This is a genomic window from Pseudoxanthobacter sp. (assembly GCF_036822375.1).
Classification (GTDB): Bacteria; Pseudomonadota; Alphaproteobacteria; order Rhizobiales; family Segnochrobactraceae; genus Pseudoxanthobacter.
In genome coordinates, this window is record NZ_DAISHT010000065.1 from 1 (window position 1) to 17780 (window position 17780).

The window sequence follows — 17780 nt, forward strand, 5'->3', positions numbered from 1 at the left end:
TGCCGCTGCTCATTCCCTTCAACGTGGTGGGCATGATCTGGCAGGTGTTCGCCCGCCCGGACATCGGCCTCATGGGCGCCGCCATCGAGATGCTCGGCATTCCGTTCAACTATGGCGGCAGTGTCGTGGCCGCGTGGTTCACGCTGGTCGTCATGGACGTGTGGCACTGGACCCCGCTGGTGGCGCTGCTCGCCTTCGCCGGGCTGCGCTCCATCCCCGATGCCTATTATCAGGCGGCCCGCATCGACGGCGCCAGCCGGGTGGCGGTGTTCCGCTACATCGAACTGCCCAAGATGCAGGGCGTTCTGACCATCGCCCTGCTGCTGCGCTTCATGGACTCGTTCATGATCTACACCGAGCCGATGGTCGTCACCGGCGGCGGCCCCGGATCCTCCACGACGTTCCTTTCCATCAATCTCGTCAAAATGGCTGTCGGGCAGTTCGACCTCGGCCCGGCCGCCGCTTTCTCTCTGCTCTACTTCCTCGTCATCCTTCTGTTCTCGTACATCTTCTATACCATCCTGCAGCAGGTGAGCAGCCGATGAGCGACACGATCCTTCGCGCGGTCACCGTGCCCGACCGCCCTGCCCCGTCCGGTGCGCCGCCGGCCGCCATCGTCCACGCCCGTCCGGCCCGCCGCCGGGAGGCCGCCGGCCGCCGCTCCGCGGTGGTGCTCGCCGCCTACATCGTGTTCGGCCTGCTGCCGATCTACTGGCTGGTGCGCATGTCGTTCATGCGCACCACCGACATCCTCGCCGACTTCGCGTTCCTGCCGGTCAACCCGACGCTCGACAATTACCGGATCATCTTCACCGATCCGAACTGGTACATGGCCTACTGGAATTCCATAGTGTTCGTGTTTCTCAACACGGTCATCTCGCTCTCGGTGGCGCTGCCGGCGGCCTATGCGTTCTCACGCTATCGCTTCATCGGCGACAAGCATGTTTTCTTCTGGCTGTTTACAAACCGCATGGCGCCGCCGGCCGTGTTCCTGCTGCCGTTCTTCCAGCTCTATTCCACCTTCGGGCTGATCGACACCCATCTGGCGGTGGCACTGGCGCACTGCCTGTTCAACGTGCCGCTGGCGGTGTGGATCCTTGAGGGCTTCATGTCCGGCGTGCCGCGCGAGATCGACGAGACGGCCTATATCGACGGCTACTCGTTCCCGCGCTTCTTCACCACGGTGTTCATACCGCTCATCGGCTCGGGCATCGGCGTGACCGCGTTCTTCTGCTTCATGTTCTCGTGGATCGAACTGCTGATCGCCCGCACCCTGACCTCGGTGGAAGCCAAGCCGATCGTGGTGGCGATGACGCGCACGGTTTCCGCCTCCGGGCTCGACTGGGGCCTGCTGGCGGCAGCCGGAACGCTCACCATCGTGCCGGGCGTGCTCGTGATCTGGTTCGTGCGCAACTACATCGCCAAGGGCTTCGCTCTGGGCCGGGTGTGAGGAGAAAGTACCATGACACTCGACCTTGAATGGATGGCCTGGACGGTTCCGACCGCCGCCTTCTTCGCCGCGATCGCCGCCTGCCTGATGTGCCTGACGGTGATGCAGGTGGTCTCGCCTTCCATTCCGCGGCGCGGCCTGCTGCCGATGGTGACCACCCGCGGCGACCGCTTCTTCATCGCGCTGCTGGTCGCCGCCTTCCTGCAGATCGGCTGGCTGGTGATGACCGACCCGGAAAGCGGCCTTTGGGTGCCGCTGATTGCCGCCATCGCCGCCGGGCTTGCGATCCTGCGCTGGGGCTGAGCGCCCCGGCCGTCTGCCTTCGTCCCTATCCCCGCGCGAGGGTGAACACACCCCGCGCCGAGAGCCGGCCGGCCGCCACAGCCGGCCGAACGAGACCGCGCGCGCCGTTTCCTGACCGGCCGCAGCGGAAAAAACAAAGCACGTTCAGGGAGGAAACACCCCAATGGCTTTCCGTTTGCACGCCCGGCGCAGGGCCCTGCCGGCATCCCGCTTCAAGAGCCTGCTCTGCGGCGGCGTCGCCGGGCTCATGCTCGCCGGTCCTCTCGCCGCCCCCGTCCTGCTCGCCCCCCTGCCCGCGCTCGCCGAAACGGACGTCAAGGCCGTGGCGCAGAAGTGGGTCGACAGCGAATTCCAGCCTTCCACGCTCTCCAAAGACGAGCAGATGACGGAGATGGAATGGTTCGCGGAAGCCGCAAAGCCGTTCCGCGGTATGCAGATCAATGTGGTGTCGGAGATCATGCCGACCCATCAGTATGAATCGACCGTCCTTGCCAAGGCGTTCGAGGAAATCACCGGCATCAAGGTCAAGCACGACCTGCTGCAGGAAGGCGACGTGATCGAAAAGCTGCAGACGCAGCTTCAGTCGGGCCAGAACGTCTATGACGCCTATGTCAACGATTCCGACCTGATCGGCACGCACTTTCGCTACGGCTTCGTCGACAACCTGACCGACTGGATGGCCGGCCCCGGCAAAGAGGTGACGCTGCCGACCCTCGACCTGCCCGACTTCATGGGCCTCAGCTTCGTCACCGCGCCGGACGGCAAGATCTACCAGCTTCCCGACCAGCAGTTCGCAAACCTCTACTGGTTCCGGGCCGACTGGTTCGAGCGGCCCGACCTGCGGCAGAAGTTCAAGGAGAAATACGGCTACGAGCTCGGCGTGCCGGTCAACTGGTCGGCCTATGAGGACATTGCCAACTTCTTCACCAACGACGTGAAGGAGATCGACGGCAAGCGCATCTACGGCCACATGGATTATGGCAAGAAAGACCCCTCGCTCGGCTGGCGTTACACTGATGCGTGGTTCTCGATGGCCGGCTCCGGCGATCGCGGGCTGCCCAACGGCAAGCCGGTGGACGAGTGGGGCATCCGCATGGTCGGCTGCAACCCGGTCGGCTCGATGGTGGAGCGCGGCGGCGATCTGAACGGCCCGGCCGCCGTCTATGGCCTGACCAAGTCCATCGAATGGCTGAAGGACTATGCCCCGGCCGAAGCGCAGGGCATGACCTTCTACGAGGCGACGCCGTTCCCCAGCCAGGGTTCGATCGCCCAGCAGGCGTTCTGGTACACCGCCTTCATCGCCGATTACGGCAAGGCCGGGCTGCCGGTGGTGGATGCCGACGGCCTGCCGAAATGGCGCGTGGCCCCCTCGCCCCACGGCGCTTACTGGAAGACCGGCATGAAGCTCGGCTACCAGGACACGGGTTCGTGGCTGCTGCTGAAGTCGGTCGCCGACGACCGCAAGAAGGCGGCATGGCTCTATGCCCAGTTCGTGGTGGCCAAGACCACCTCGCTGAAGAAGACGCTGGTCGGCCTGACGCCGATCCGCAATTCCGACGTCAACTCGCAGGCCATGACCGATGTCGCCCCGAAGCTCGGCGGTCTGGTGGAGTTCTATCGCTCGCCCGCCAAGGTGGCGTGGACGCCGACCGGCGTGAACGTGCCGGATTATCCGAAGATGTCGCAGCTTTGGTGGCAGTACATCTCGCAGGCCATCAGCGGCGAGAAGTCGGTGCAGGATGCCCTGACCGGACTGGCCGAAGCGCAGGACAAGGTGATGGAGCGCATCGAGCGGTCCGGCGCGCAGGGGGCCTGCGGCCCGCGCATCGGCAAGAAGCAGCCGGCCGAATACTGGTACGAACAGGCGATCAAGGACGGCAACCTTGCCCCGCAGCGCAAGCTCGCCAACGAAGACCAGAAGCCCCAGACCGTCGTCTATTCCGACCTTCTGGAGGCGTGGAAGTCCGGCAAGGTGCTGCCCGACTACGTGAAGGAAGAGTGACGGCCGGCGGGTCTGCGTGACCCGCCCTCCCCGCCCCGCCCGCCTTCGTCAGACCCCGCTCTGCAACCCGCCCTGCCGCCCGCGCGCCCCGCGGCCGGCGGCAGGGCTTCCTTTGACCAGAATGCCGGCCCGCCCGGCCCGGAGATGAGAGCCATGCCCCACGTTGGAGATCTGCTTGCCGAGATGCTGCTGCGCTACGGCGTCGAATATGTGTTCGGTATGCCCGGCGGGCAGACCACGGCGCTGCACGACGGCATAGCCCACCGCGCGCCGAAGATTCAGCACATTCTGGTGCGCGACGAGCGCAGCGGGCCCTACGCCGCCGATGCCTACGCGCGCCTCACCGGCAAGCCGGGCGTGTGCGACGTTACCGTCGGTCCCGGCACGACGAAACTGCCGGATGGCCTCGTGGAGGCTCTGAACGCCTCCATTCCCATGATCGCCCTCGTCGGCGAACTGCCGCTGGACTGGACCTCGCTGCGCGCCAAGGGCGTCGCCTCGCAGGGCATGGACCAGCAATCCTTCCTCGCGCCCATCACCAAGGCGACGTTCATGGTGCCGAGCGTGGCCGCGCTGCCGGATCTGGTGCGCGCGGCCTTCCGCATCGCCACCGCGCCGCGGCCGGGGCCGGTCGCCCTCATCATTCCCCATGACGTGATGGACGCGGAATGGGATGGCGATGTCTCGAAGATCCTCATCGACGACCGCACCATCCGCGCGCCCTCGGTGCGCTACGAGCCCCCGGCCGCCGACCTCGATGCCGCCGCAGCCCTGTGGCGCAAGGCAAAGCGGCCGATGGTGGTGGCCGGCGGCGGTGTCCACGGCTCGGATGCGGCCACGGCCGTGACCGCGCTCATGGATCGCATCCAGCCGCTGCTGGTCACCAGCCTGTCGGGCAAGGGCTCGGTGCCGGAGGACCGGGCCTACACCGCCGGCGTGCTGAACCCGCTCGGCTCGGCCGCCGCCATCGAGCTGTCGCGCGAGGCCGACCTCGTCGTCTGGCTCGGCTCCAAGGCAAGCCAGAACACCGCCATGAACTGGACGCTGCCGACCCCCGAGCAGGCGACCATCACCATCGACAGCGATCCGCTGGAACATGGCCGCACCTTCCGCCCCACGGTGGCGCTGTGCGGCGATATCCGTCTGACGGTGGAGGCCCTCGCCGGCCGGCTGGCCGACGTGAAACCGCAGGCGGCGTGGCTGGAGCGGGTGGCAGCGGCCAAGGCCGTGCAGGAAGCCCGCATCGCCGCGGAGGTCGCCTCCGATCAGGTGCCGATCCTGCCGCAGCGGGTGATGGCCGGCGTCGCGAAGCGCCTGACCGGCGACGACGTGGTGATTTCCGATGCCTCGTGGTCGGCCGGCTGGATCGCCTCCTACATTCCGGCGAAGGTTCCGGGGCGCCGCTTCCTCTATGCGCGCGGACAGGGCGGCCTCGGCTATGCCATTCCGGCCGCCCTCGGGGCCGGCGTGCTGCAGCGCGACAAGGGCGCCCGCGTGGTCACGGTTTCCGGCGACGGCGGTCACTCCTACGCCATCGGCGAGGCGGCGAGCCTTGCCCAGCAGGGGCTGCCGGTCATCAACATCGTGCTCAATAACGGCACGCTGGGCTGGCTGCAGATGTGGCAGGAACTGTTCTTCACCAACCTGCGCCAGTCGGTCGATCTCGCCTTTGCCGGCAAGCCGGACTATGCCGCAGCCGCCAACGCCATGGGCCTCAGGGGCATTCAGGTGCGCCGGCCGGAGGATATCGACGCGGCCCTCGACGAAGCCTTCGCCTATGAGGGCCCCTCGGTGGTGGAAGTGCTGATCGACCCGCGCGCAACGCCCATCCACTCGTTCCGCCGCCGTCTGGCCGAACCCGGCCGCAAGCCGGTGCGGCCGGGCACCGTCTATGAACTGCGGGCATGGAAGATCTCGCCCGATCTCGCCGGCGACGAACCGCCGGCGCCGGGCAGCAGGAGCACCCGCAAGACGACCTCCAAAACGCCGCCGGTGCCCGAACCGGCCAAATAGGCGCTCCCGCCCGGCCGGTCTCTCCCGCCGCGGACGGCGAAAGCCGTCTTCTCCCGCGCGGCCCTGCCCCCGCCCGCCGTCCGACGGCCGGCGGGGGCCTTGTCGTCTTCGCCGGCATTCTCTGCTATGGCATTGCCAGAACAACAAGAACGGATACGACCGTCATGACGGCCAGCCGCCACATCCTCGCCATCGATCAGGGCACCACGTCGTCGCGGTCGCTGGTGTTCGCGCCCGATCTCACGGTCGTGGCCAGCGCCAGCGAGGAACTGCCGCAGCACTACCCGGCGGCCGGTCAGGTGGAGCAGGAGGCGGGCGATATCTGGCGCACCGCCCTTGCCACCGCGCGCGCGGCGCTGAAGGCGGCCGGGCTCCACGGCCGCGACATCGCCGCCCTCGGCATCGCCAACCAGCGCGAGACCACGCTGATCTGGGACCGGCGCACGGGGGTGCCGATCCACCGCGCCATCGTCTGGCAGGATCGCCGCGCCGCCCCGCTGTGCAGCCGGCTTGAGGCCGGGGGCCATGGGCCGATGGTGCGCGCCCGCACCGGGCTGGTTCTCGATGCCTATTTCTCCGCCCCCAAGATCGCCTGGCTGCTGGAAAACGTGCCCGGCGCGCGGCGGCGCGCGCACGACGGCGACCTTGCCTTCGGCACCGTCGACAGCTGGCTGGTGTGGCAGCTGACCGGCGGCCGGGTGCATGTGACGGACGCCACCAACGCCGCCCGCACGCTGCTGTTCGACATTCACCGCGGCGACTGGGACGACGACCTGCTGGCACTGTTCGGCATTCCCCGCGCGCTGATGCCGGCGGTCAAAGACAGCGCCGCCGAGTTCGGCCTGACCGATCCGGCGCTGTTCGGCGCGCCGGTGCCGATCCGCGGCATTGCCGGCGATCAGCAGGCGGCGATGGTCGGGCAGGCCTGCTTCGGGCCCGGCATGGTCAAGGCCACTTATGGCACCGGCTGCTTTGCCCTGCTGCATACCGGCGGCCATGTGGTGCGCTCGCAGCACCGGCTGCTTTCAACCGTTGCCCTGCAACTGGGCGGGCAGCGGACTTATGCGCTGGAAGGCGCGATCTTCGTTGCCGGCGCCGCCGTGCAGTGGCTGCGCGACGGGCTGGGGCTGATCGCCTCGGCGGCGGAAACCGGCGCCCTTGCGGCGGCCGCCGACCCGGCGCAGGAGGTCATTCTGGTGCCGGCCTTCGTCGGCCTGCCGGCACCGCACTGGAACCCGGACGTGCGCGGGGCGCTGTTCGGGCTCACCCGCGGCACCGGGCGGGCGGAAATCGCCCGCGCGGCTCTGGAGAGCGTCTGCTTCCAGACCGCCGACCTGATGGAAGCCATGCGCGCCGACTGGGCGCACGAGGGCGGCGCAGAGACCATCCTGCGGGTGGACGGCGGCATGTCGGCATCCGATTTCACCATGCAGCGGCTGGCCGATTTTCTCGACGCCCCGGTCGACCGGCCGACGCAGATGGAAACCACCGTGCTGGGCGCCGCCTATCTCGCCGGACTGCAGGCCGGCCTGCTGCCGGACCCGGCGGGCTTTGCGCAGGCGTGGCGGCGCGAGCGGCGGTTCGTGCCTGAGATGGCGGCGGGCGAGCGCCACCGGCGGCTCGCCGGCTGGCGCGCCGCGGTGGGCCGCCTCGTCCACACGCCCTGACCGCTCAGGCCGGAAGCCGGCCGCCGCCCATGCGCAGCGCCACCTCTTCCTCCTCGCGGTCGTCGCCGGCTGAAAAGCCGGCCACCCGCTCGCGCCGGCGCATGCGGCGGGCGTGAAGCAGCATCTGCGCCGCCCAGCGGTGCACGTTGCGCTGGCGCACCTGCTCGCGCATCAGCCGCATGCGTTCGCTCTGCTCGGCCGGCGGCATGGAAAGCGCGGCCGCCATGGCCTCCGCCATGCCGTGGGCATCGAACGGATTGACCAGCACCGCCTCGTTCAGCTCGCGCGAGGCGCCGGCGAACGACGACAGGATCAGCACGCCCTGCCCGTCGTCGCGCGCCGCCACGAACTCCTTGGCCACAAGGTTCATGCCGTCGTGCAGGCTTGAGACCACGCACAGGTCGGCCGCCCGGAACAGCTCGCAGACCTCCGACTGGTCGTGATGGCGGATGACGAGATGGATGGGCTGCCAGCCGTCGCGGCCGTGGCGGGCGTTGATGTCGGCGGCAAGCGCGGTCGCCTCCTCCTGCAGGGCGTGGTAGGCGGCAAGCCGGGAGCGCGTCGGCGCCGCCGCCTGTATGAACGCGAACCGGCCGGCCCATTCGGGGTGACAGCTCATCAGGTCGTCGACCGCGTGCATGCGGTCGAGAATGCCCTTGGTGTAATCGAACCGCTCGATGCCCACCGCAAGGCGGATATCCGGGGCAAGACCCAGCCGCGCGCGCACCGCCGCCCGGCATTCCGCCACCGGGGCCTGACCGGCCAGCGCCGCCGGCGGCCATTCGATGGAGATCGGATAGGGGCGGATCAGCGTTTCATGGCCGCCGAGCGTGACCGAGCCCATCTCGCGGTCGATACGGCTTTCCATGAAGCGGTCGCCGGCTTCCAGAAAGTTGTTGCAGTGGGACCGGGTGTGAAAGCCGAGAATGGTGGAGCCGAGCAGCCCGTCGATGATCTCCTCGCGCCAGGGACAGATGCCGAAGGTCTCGGCATTGGGCCAGGGGATGTGCCAGAAGGTGACGATCGTGGCCTTCGGCAACCGCTCGCGGATCATGCGCGGCGCCAGCGCGAAGTGATAGTCCTGCACCAGCACGATCGGGTCTTCGGTGGTGGCCTCGGCGGCCACGATGTCGGCAAAGCGGGCGTTGACGGCCTTGTATTGCAGCCAGTCCTGCTCGCGGAAGGTGGGGCGCACGAAAGCGATGTGGCACAGCGGCCAGAGCGCCTCGTTGGCGACGCCGTAATAATAGCCCTCGATCTCCTCGTCGGAGAGCCAGACGCGGCGCAGGGTATAGTCCGGCCGCTCGGGCGGCACGCCGATGTGGTCGCCGGCATCCACCGTGGCGGCATCGGCCGTGCCGGTGCCGTGGGCAATCCACGTTCCCCCGCAGGCGCGCATCACCGGTTCGAGCGCAGAGACGAGGCCGCTCGCCGGCCGCTGCAGCACGATGCGCCCTTCGGCATCGTAATTGTGGATGTAGGGTTCGCGGTTGGAAACGACCATCATTTCCACCCCCGGCAACTCCTCCGTCATCAGCTGGCGCAGGGTGCGGGGCGACCATTCGACATAGATGCCGTCCGTGAATTTCCGTTCACCGCGCAGTTCGTGCATCATGGACTGAAACTCCCGGGCAAGAGGTGAGGCCGGCGCCGGCGGCAGGGCGGGCGACGCGGGGCGACGCCGGCGAAAGCCGCGGGTGACAACGGCGGTGACGGCAAGCGCCACGAGGCCGAAGCCGGCAAAGGCCGAAACCAGCGCCAGCAGGGTGTAAAGCCGCGCGCGGGCGGCCCGTTCATCGAGAAAGCTGAGGTCGTGCACCACCAGCAGGCGCGCCCCGTCCGCCGCCGGCGGCAGCGCGAAGGCGGTGACGTGCAGTCGCCGCGCGCCGTCGGGCACAATGCGGACATTGCTTTTGGCCGGCGTGCAGGCCACGGCCGCCGGAAAGGCGGGGCTCGCCGCACGCAGGGTGCCGCCGGCACCGCACAGCGCGATGCCGACGAGGCGCTCGTCGCCGGCAAAGCGGGCCAGCAGCGGGGCCGGATCGCCGCCCTGCTCCAGCGCCCCGGCCACCGGCTCGGCCAGCGAGCGGAACACCAGACCGGCCCGCAGTTCGGTATCCTGCCGCGACCAGCCCTCCACCAGCAGATAGGCCAGCGGGCTCAGCGCCAGAAACAGCACCCCGGCCACCGCCGCGGCCAGCGCCCCCCACTGCACGACGCGCAGCCGCAGGAACCGCCCGACGAGCCGGCCGACGCCGGCGCCGCCCGGCGGGCCGGCTGTGCGCCTCACGAGGCGCGCTCCCAGCCGCGCGACAGTCGCATCGCCACCACAATGAGGCCGGCCATGGAATAGGTCTGGGGAAAGTTGCCCCACAGCGCGCCGGTCACGGGGTCGATATCTTCCGAATAGAGCCCGACGTGGTTGCGCAGCCGCAGGAGCTTGCCGAACAGCGCCCGCGCCTCTTCCACCCGGCCGATGGCGGCCAGCGCATCGACATACCAGAAGGTGCAGATGGTGAAGGCCACTTCCGGCACCCCGAAATCGTCCGGGGCGAGATAGCGGCGCAGATGACCGCGATAGGACAGCCGCTCGCCGAGATGCTCGACGGTCGCCACGAAGCGCGGATCGGCCGGCTCCACGATGCCGAGTTCGTGCAGGAGCAGCACGCTGGCGTCGATTTCCGCACCGTCGAGGCTGCCGGCGAACGCACCGATCTCCGGGTTCCACGCGCGGGCGAGGATGATGTCGCGCAGGCTGTCGGCCGCCGCACGCCAGTAGATGGCGCGCGCCTCCAGCCCGAGCAGGACGGCGATGCGGGCCAGCCGGTCGCAGGCCACCCAGCACATGGCCGCGGAGTGGGTGTGGATGTGGGCCCGGCCGCGATATTCCCAGATGCCGGCATCGGGCGAGAGCGCGACGGCGCGGGCGCGCTCGCCCAGCCGCTCCAGCAGCGCAAACAGCGCCGCATCGCCCTTGTCCGGCAGCCGTTCATCCCAGAACATCTGCCAGGCCGCGAGGATGACGCTGCCGTAAACGTCGTGCTGCACCTGTTCGCCGGCCGCATTGCCGATGCGCACCGGCCGGTGCCCCCGATAGCCGGCCAGGCTGCCGGCCACCCACTCATCCAGCGGCTGTTCCGGCACCACGGCATAGACCGGCCGGATCGGCCCGCCGCCCTCAAGGGCGATGACATTCGTCACATAGTCGATGAAATGCTCCATGGTCCGCGTGGCGCCGACGCGGTTCAGGGCATGGACCGTGAAGAAGGCATCGCGCAGCCAGCAGAAGCGATAGTCCCAGTTGCGCTCGCTGCCGTTCGATTCCGGAATGGAGGTGGTCAGCGCCGCCACGATGCCGCCGGTCTCCTCCACCGCGCAGAGCTGCAGCGTGATGGCGGCGCGGATCACTTCCTTCTGCCATTCGTAGGGCAGGTTCAGCGAGCGCACCCAATCCAGCCACCAGCCCCGGGTGCCGGCCAGAAAGCGCTTGCCGACCTCGGCCGGGGCATCCGGCAGCGTCTCGTTGGTGTGCAGGATGAATGTCAGCGGCCGGGTCAGCACAAAGGCGTTCTCGCCGGCGATATAGGCCACCGGCGCATCGGTGGTGAGGCGCACCGTGGTGCCCTCCGCCCCCCAGCGCAGGTGGTTGGAGCCGAGGATGGGCGGCGGCATCGCACCACCGTAGCCGGCGCGCGGCCGCACCCGCACGCGGATGCGGCAGGTGCCGGAAAGCGGCTCCACCCGGCGCACGATCATCGACGGACGGTGGATGCGGCCGTTCTGCGTCAGACGCGGGGCAAAGTCGGTGATCGCCATGGAGGCACTGCCGTCGGCGGCGGTCGCCACCGTGCGCACGATGGCGGTGTTGCGGACATAGTCCTGCGCGAACGTCGCCGGCCCGGCGAATTCGATGGCGAAGAACCCGCTGTCCGGCTCGTCGCCGTCCGTCAGCGCACAGAACACCGGATCGCCGTCGAGCCGCGGCCAGCACGCCCACACGATGGTGGCGGAGCGGTCGACGAGGGCGGCGATGTGGGAATTGCCGATCACGGCAAGGTTGAGATCCGGGGGCACGATCATCGCGTCGCCTCCCCGATCAGGGCCGCCAGCCAGCCGCGCACCGCCGCCGGACCGGAGAAATCGGCCGCGGCCGCGGAAAAATGCTCCCCCGCCACCTGCAGCCCGAAGCCGCCCATGGCACGGGCCGCAGCCAGCGCGGTCTCGTCGGAAACGTCGTCGCCGATCATCACCGGACGGCGGCCGGCAAACACCGGCAGCGCTGCCAGTGCGCGCAGGGCTTCGCCCTTGGAAACCGCGCGGGGCACGATCTCGAACACCTTGCGGCCGCGGCACAGCACCAGATGGTCGGGGCCGCTGGCCAGAATGGCCTCAAGGCCGGCTTCCACCGCACTCTCGCGCGCCGGATCGGCACGGTAGTGCACGGCAATCGCCGCCCCCTTCAGCTCCACCTGCAGCGCCGGATGCCCGGCCGCAAAGGCGCGGACCGCCGCAAGAACGCCGTCGTCGATAACATCCCCGCCGATACCCGCGCCGGCCGGCCGCGCCACGCCGAGACCGCGGCCGGGGCGGATTTCCGCGCCGTGGACACCGGCCGCGACGGGCCGGAACGGGGTCAGGAACCCGTCGAGCTCGCGGATCGGACGGCCGGTGACGAAAGCAAGGGCGCCGCCGAGCGCCGCCTCCAGCTGCATCAGCAGCCCGGCCAGCTCTGCCGGCACATGCACCCCGTCCGGGGTGGCGGCAATATCGACCAGCGTACCGTCGAAATCGAGGAAAAGCGCGAGGGGATCGCCGGCCGCAAGGGCAGCAAGGGCCGCTGCAGGAGCAGCGGCAAGGGGCGCGGCGGCAGGGATGGCGGCAAATGTGCCGGCAACGGTGCCGGCAAGCGGGCCGGCCGGACCTGCTGCCGGGGCGGCCGCAGGCGTGTCTGCAAGGCTGGTGGACATGCATCCTCTCTCGTTCGGTTCGGGCGAGACCCGACAGCCCGGCAGGGCTGCGGATAACGGGACGGCCGCCGGATGGGCAACGCATGGCAAGGCCGGCGCAGTTCGCACGCCAGCCTCAGTTTTTCCTATCCTCGGAAATGAGACATGATGGTCTTATATCAGAAAGGAGCGCGTTTGTCCTTCCCGAATGACAGGGCTTTACGAACGCCCTTTCTGGCGTCGCTGCCGGCACTCCTGAAGCCGTTGCATTCGCAGCCGCAGGGCGGCGTCACTCTACCTTTGCGCCGGCCGTTCCGCCCGCCTCAGGACTGCCGGCGCTGCGACGAGCCGCGCACCACGAGACGGCCCGACAGCACGATGCGGCGGCGCGCCATGTCCGGCTCCGTCAGCCGCTCGAACAGCAGCGCCATCGCCGCCTGTCCGATCTCGGCCACCGGCTGCTCGATCACCGTCAGGCCGGGGCCGACGAGATCGGTCCAGATCTCGTTGTCGAACCCGGCGACCGCGATGTCGGCCGGCATGGTCAGCCCCAGGCTCTTCAGCGCCTTGACGATACCGAGCAGGATGAGCCCGTTGGAGGCGATCACCGCATCCGGCCGGTCGTGCGCCACCATCAGTTCGTAGAGCGCGCGGCTGGCGGCTTCGGCATCCGGCGCGATGAAGCGGGCGTTGAGCGGCAGGCCGCGGGCAGCCATGGCGGCCGCATAGCCGTCGTGGCGCTCGGCTGCGGTGGAGGACGTGTTGCCGAACAGGCCGGCAATGCGCCGGCAGCCGGCGGCGGCAAGGTGATCGACGAGTTCGGCCGCCGCCGCACCGTTGTCGATGACGACGCAGTCGTGATGGCCGCCGGGGCCGGCGCGGTCGACCAGCACCACGGGAAAATCGAACTCCATGGCCGCGATGCGCTCGGCCGTCGTGCGCGTCGGCGCATAGATCAGGCCGGTGATGCGCTCTTCCTGCATCAGGCGCAGATACATCGCCTCGCGGTCCGGGTTCTCGTCGGTGTTGCACAGGATGACGCGCATCTTCGCCTTGTAGGCGGCATCTTCCACGGCACGGCTGAGGGCGGTGAAGAACGGATTGCGGATATCGGACACCACGAGGCCGATGGTGCGCGAATGCTGCGAGCGCAGCCGCCGCGCCGACAGGTTGGGCCGATAGCCGGTGGCCCGGATCGCCGTCTCCACCTTCTCGCGCAGTTCGGCGCTGACCGGCCCGTCGCCAAGCACCCGCGAAACGGTGGCCGCCGACACGCCGGCCGCCCGCGCGACATCCTTGATTCCGATCGTCATGGCTTCATCCCGGAAATCGTTCTCAGTCCGAACCTGATTACCGACCCGCCGGCCGGCCCGGTGCATGTTTGAAAACTTTCACGAATTCCAGCCTGACGCAAGGGTCTTGCGCAGAATCCGGGGGCAGGCCGCAATTTCTGTTGACGTGCGCATTGAAAACGATTTCACTCGCTCTCAACAAGAACCAAGGGAGGAAGGAAGCCCCCGATGTCCGCGCCGCTTTCGCCGCTCGATGCCCCGCGTCCCGCGCCCCCGGCCTTTCCGCCCGCCGCCGACGCCCTGATTTCTCCCGGTCTGGTGCGCCTCGGCGCCGCCCCCGCCACGCGCGAGGAGGCTATTCGTCAGGCCGGCCAGATGCTGGTCGCCTCCGGCGCCATCGATCCCGGCTATATCGACAGCATGTTGCGGCGCGAGGCGGTGGCGAACACCCACCTCGGCCACGGCATCTCCATTCCCCACGGCATGGTGGAAGACCGCGGCCTCGTGCGGCGCAACGCCCTTGCCATTCTTCAGGTGCCGGGCGGGGTGACGTGGAACCCCGGCCAGACCGCCCGGCTGGTGGTGGCCATCGCCGCCCAGTCCGATGCCCATATCAGCGTGCTGCGCCGCCTGACCCGGCTGATGCAGGACGAAGCCCGGCTGGAGGCGCTGTTCACCACCGCCGATGCCGGCACCGTCATCGCCGCCCTGCTGGACGAAGCCCCCGAGACCCCGGCCGGGGCCCCGGCCGCCGACCTTTCCAGCGCCTTCGAGTGGACGCTCGATTATCCGAACGGGCTGCACGCCCGCCCCGCCTCGCTGTGGGTGGAGGCCGCCCGCCGCGCCGGAGCGCGGCTGCAGGTGCGCGCCGGCGACCGCGTGGCCGACCCGCGCAATCTCGTCTCGCTGCTGCAGCTGGGCGTCCGCGCGGGCGAGCGCCTCGTCGTTTCGGCCGAAGGGCCGGATGCCGGCGCCGCGCTGGAGCAGATGAAGGCCACGCTCACCGCCCTGACCCGGCAGGAAGTGGCCGATGCCGCGCGCGCCGCGGAACGCGCGGTGCGGCCCGTTGCCGGCTGGCAGCCCGTCACCCGGCTGGCCGAGGTGGTGGGCATTGCCGCCAGCCCCGGCCTCGCCATCGGCCCGGTTCACCTGCTGCGTGCGGCGGAAATCGTGGTGCCGGACGAGCCCTGCCCGCTGGCCGAAGGCGGCGACCGGCTGCACGCCGCGCTGACCGCCACCCGCGAGCACCTTGCCAAGCTTGCCGACGACACCGGCCGCCGGCTGGGCGCGGCGGAAGCCGGCATCTTCCGCGCGCAGGCGGAGATTCTGGCCGACACCGATCTCGTCACCCGCACCTGCCAGCTGATGGTCGACGGCCACGGCCCGGCCTTCGCCTGGCACGAAGCGACCGAGGGCATGGCGCGCGGCCTTGAGGCGCTGGGCAACCCGCTGCTCGCCGCCCGCGCAGCGGACCTGCGCGATGTCGGCCAGCGCGTGCTGGCCCGGCTTGCGCCGAACCTCGCCTTCGGCACCCTGAAGGACCTGCCGGACGAGCCGTGCATTCTGATCGCGCGCGACCTGTCGCCCTCCGACACCGCCTCGCTCGACATGGCCCGCATCGCCGGGCTCGTCACCGCGCAGGGCGGGCCGACCTCCCACACCGCCATTCTGGCCCGCACGCTCGGCCTGCCGGCGGCGGTCGCCGCCAGCGATGCCGCACTGGAAATCGCCGACGGCACCCGCGCCGTGCTCGACGGGGCGACCGGCCGGCTCTATCTCGACCCGGCGGAGGAAGATGTCGCCTCGGCCCGCGCCGCCATCGCCTCGGTCGCCGCCCGCCGGGCACGCGAGGCCGAGGAGCGCGCCCTGCCGGCCACCACCACCGACGGCGTGCGGGTGGAAGTGGGCGCCAACGTCAACAATGCCGAGCAGGTCACGGTCGCTCTCGCCCAGGGCGCGGAAGGCGTCGGGCTGATGCGCACCGAGTTCCTGTTTCTGGAACGCGACACCAGCCCCGACGAAGACGAGCAGTTCGCCGCCTACCGCGCCATGCTGGAGGCGCTGGGCGAGCGCCCGCTGATCGTGCGCACGCTCGATATCGGCGGCGACAAGCAGGTGGCGCACCTGAGTCTGCCGCGCGAGGAGAACCCGTTCCTCGGCGTGCGCGGCAGCCGCCTGCTGCTGCGGCGGCCGGAGCTGATGGAGCCGCAGCTGCGCGCGCTCTACCGCGCGGCAAAGGCCGGCGGCAACCTGTCCATCATGTTCCCGATGATCACCTCGCTTGAGGAGGTGCAGGCGCTGCGGGCGGTGGCGGAGCGCATCCGCGCCGAAATCGCCGCGCCGCCGGTTCCGCTCGGCATCATGGTCGAGGTGCCGTCCGCCGCCATCATGGCGGACGTGCTGGCCGCCGAGGTCGACTTCTTCTCCATCGGCACCAACGACCTCACGCAATATGCCCTCGCCATCGACCGCCAGCACCCCGACCTCGCCGCAGAGGCCGACAGCCTGCATCCGGCCGTGCTGCGCCTGATCCGCCGCACCGTGGAAGGGGCCGCCGCGCACGGCCGCTGGGTGGGCGTCTGCGGCGGCATCGCCGGCGACCCGTTCGGCGCCGCGCTGCTGTCCGGCCTCGGCGTCAGCGAACTGTCGATGACCCCGCGCGATATCCCCGCCGTCAAGGCGCGGCTGCGGGCCGCTTCCATGGCCGATCTGCGGGCACTGGCGAGCCGCGCTCTCGCCGCCCGCACCGCCGCCGACGTACGCGCACTGGACGGAGCCCGCTGATGAGCGACCATGTCGTCACTGTCACACTCAATCCCGCCATCGACCTCACGGTCAGCGTGGCCGGGCTGAAGCCGGGCGCGGTCAACCGCGCCCGCGCGGCGCAGTCCAATGCCGGCGGCAAGGGCATCAACGTCGCCGGCTGCCTGGCGGACTGGGGCGTTCCGGTCATCGGCACCGGCCTGCTCGGCCGGGGCAACGAAAGCGCCTTCACCGCGTTCTTCCGCCACAAGGGCATCGAAGACCGCTTCGTGCGCGCGCCCGGCGAGACCCGCACCAACATCAAGATCGCCGACACCGAGACCGGCGAGACCACCGATCTCAACCTGCCGGGGCTGACGGCGGATGCCGGCCTCTTGCAGGCGGTGGAAACCGTGCTGGAGGAAACCGTGCTGCCGGGCACGCTGGTGGTCGTGGCCGGCTCGCTGCCGGCCGGCCTGCCGGCCCGCGCCACGGCCGATCTGGTGGCCCGCCTCAACGCCTTCGGCGCGCGCGTGGTGCTCGACTGCTCCGGCCCGGCGCTGGCCGCCGCCCTGCTCGCCGAACCGCAGGACCTGCCCGCCGTCATCAAGCCGAACCGGGCGGAGCTGGAAGCCTTCGCCGGCCGCCCGCTGCGCAGCACGGACGACGTGACGGCCGTTGCCCGCTCCCTCGTGCGGCGCGGCATCGGCCTCGTCGCCGTGTCGCTGGGCGCCGAAGGGGCGCTGTTCGTCACGGCCGCCGGCGTGCTGGCGGCCCGGCTGCCGCCGGTGCCGGCGCTCAGCACCGTCGGCGCCGGCGATGCCATGGTGGCCGGCCTCGTCACCGCCCTGCGCGAGACCCTCGACCCCGACGCGCTCGCCCGGCGCGCCGTGGCCTTCGCGGCCGCCAAGCTCGGCGGCATCGGACCCAACCTGCCGCCGCGGGCCGATGTCGGGGCGCTGGAGGCGGCGGCTGCCGTCTCCGGCCCGGCCGACATCCGCCTGGGCCTGTCAGCCTGAACGCAGAAGCGGGACAGCCCGCCGAGGAGGAAAACCCAATGGCCCGTCTTTCCGTCGTCATCGCCACGCGCGAGCGCAGCACGCAGGCCGTGCTGGCTGCCGAGGCGCTGCGCCGCGCCGCCGCCGCGGCCGGCCACACGCTCGATATCGAACTCAGCGTCTCCGGCGGTGTCACCAGCCCGCTCAGCGCCGCCGCCATCAGCGCGGCGGACGTTGTTCTGCTGGTCGGCGCGGCGGCCGACGAACCGCGCTTCGCCGGTCATCCGGTCACGACGGTCAGCCTCGACGAGGTTCTGGCGGGCCCGGCCGCCGTGCTCGCCCAGGCTGCCGCAGGCAAACCGGTGGC

At 70.1% G+C, this 17780-nt stretch carries 12 protein-coding genes and 1 pseudogene; 9 read left to right on the forward strand and 4 right to left on the reverse strand.

All coding sequences use genetic code 11. From position 1 onward, the window contains the following. From V7067_RS08420 to glpK, 6 genes are all read left to right on the forward strand, one after another. Positions 1-545 (forward strand): sugar ABC transporter permease (locus V7067_RS08420; RefSeq protein WP_334175447.1); only part of this gene is annotated, 545 nt, incomplete at its 5' end. Then, the gene (locus tag V7067_RS08425; RefSeq protein ID WP_334175448.1) at positions 542-1450 is read left to right on the forward strand and encodes a carbohydrate ABC transporter permease; all 909 of its coding nucleotides are present in this window, start codon (positions 542-544) and stop codon (positions 1448-1450) included. The genes V7067_RS08420 and V7067_RS08425, both read left to right, overlap by 4 nt. Positions 1451-1462: 12 nt before the next feature. Further along, the gene (locus V7067_RS08430) at positions 1463-1753 is read left to right on the forward strand and encodes a DUF2160 family membrane protein (protein WP_334175449.1); all 291 of its coding nucleotides are present in this window, start codon (positions 1463-1465) and stop codon (positions 1751-1753) included. Between the two features lie 163 nt (positions 1754-1916). Further along, a complete protein-coding gene (locus V7067_RS08435) occupies positions 1917-3755 on the forward strand; it encodes an ABC transporter substrate-binding protein (RefSeq protein ID WP_334175450.1) in 1839 nt (612 codons plus the stop codon). Between the two features lie 153 nt (positions 3756-3908). After that, positions 3909-5768, forward strand: a complete 1860-nt coding sequence (locus V7067_RS08440; RefSeq protein ID WP_334175451.1) for a thiamine pyrophosphate-binding protein — start codon at positions 3909-3911, stop codon at positions 5766-5768. 164 nt (positions 5769-5932) lie between these two features. After that, positions 5933-7435: a glycerol kinase GlpK gene (glpK, locus tag V7067_RS08445; RefSeq protein ID WP_334175452.1), complete on the forward strand. Its 1503-nt coding sequence runs from the start codon at positions 5933-5935 to the stop codon at positions 7433-7435. Positions 7436-7439: 4 nt separating this feature from the next. Here glpK and V7067_RS08450 read toward each other — a convergent pair whose 3' ends face one another. The 4 genes from V7067_RS08450 to V7067_RS08465 form a co-directional block, all read right to left on the reverse strand. Next, positions 7440-9725, reverse strand: coding sequence for a trehalose-6-phosphate synthase (locus V7067_RS08450; RefSeq protein ID WP_334175453.1), 2286 nt, complete (start codon positions 9723-9725; stop codon positions 7440-7442). Further along, complete coding sequence (locus V7067_RS08455) at positions 9722-11515, reverse strand: glycoside hydrolase family 15 protein (RefSeq protein WP_334175454.1); 1794 nt, start codon at positions 11513-11515, stop codon at positions 9722-9724. The genes V7067_RS08450 and V7067_RS08455 overlap by 4 nt, the downstream gene beginning before the upstream one ends. Continuing rightward, entirely contained in the window at positions 11512-12402 is an 891-nt protein-coding gene (otsB, locus tag V7067_RS08460) for a trehalose-phosphatase (RefSeq protein WP_334175455.1), read from the reverse strand. Before otsB ends, V7067_RS08455 begins: the two co-directional genes overlap by 4 nt. 302 nt (positions 12403-12704) lie before the next feature. Beyond that, a complete protein-coding gene (locus V7067_RS08465) occupies positions 12705-13694 on the reverse strand; it encodes a LacI family DNA-binding transcriptional regulator (protein ID WP_334175456.1) in 990 nt (329 codons plus the stop codon). Between the two features lie 207 nt (positions 13695-13901). Between V7067_RS08465 and ptsP the strand changes: the two genes are divergently transcribed. The 3 genes and pseudogenes from ptsP to V7067_RS08480 form a co-directional block, all read left to right on the forward strand. After that, positions 13902-16457 (forward strand): phosphoenolpyruvate--protein phosphotransferase, encoded by a 2556-nt coding sequence (ptsP, locus tag V7067_RS08470; protein ID WP_334175457.1) that lies wholly within the window; start codon positions 13902-13904, stop codon positions 16455-16457. Next, complete coding sequence (gene pfkB / locus V7067_RS08475) at positions 16457-17434, forward strand: 1-phosphofructokinase (RefSeq protein WP_334175458.1); 978 nt, start codon at positions 16457-16459, stop codon at positions 17432-17434. Before ptsP ends, pfkB begins: the two co-directional genes overlap by 1 nt. 38 nt (positions 17435-17472) lie before the next feature. After that, positions 17473-17780 (forward strand): annotated as a pseudogene (locus V7067_RS08480) (hypothetical protein); the annotation flags it as partial.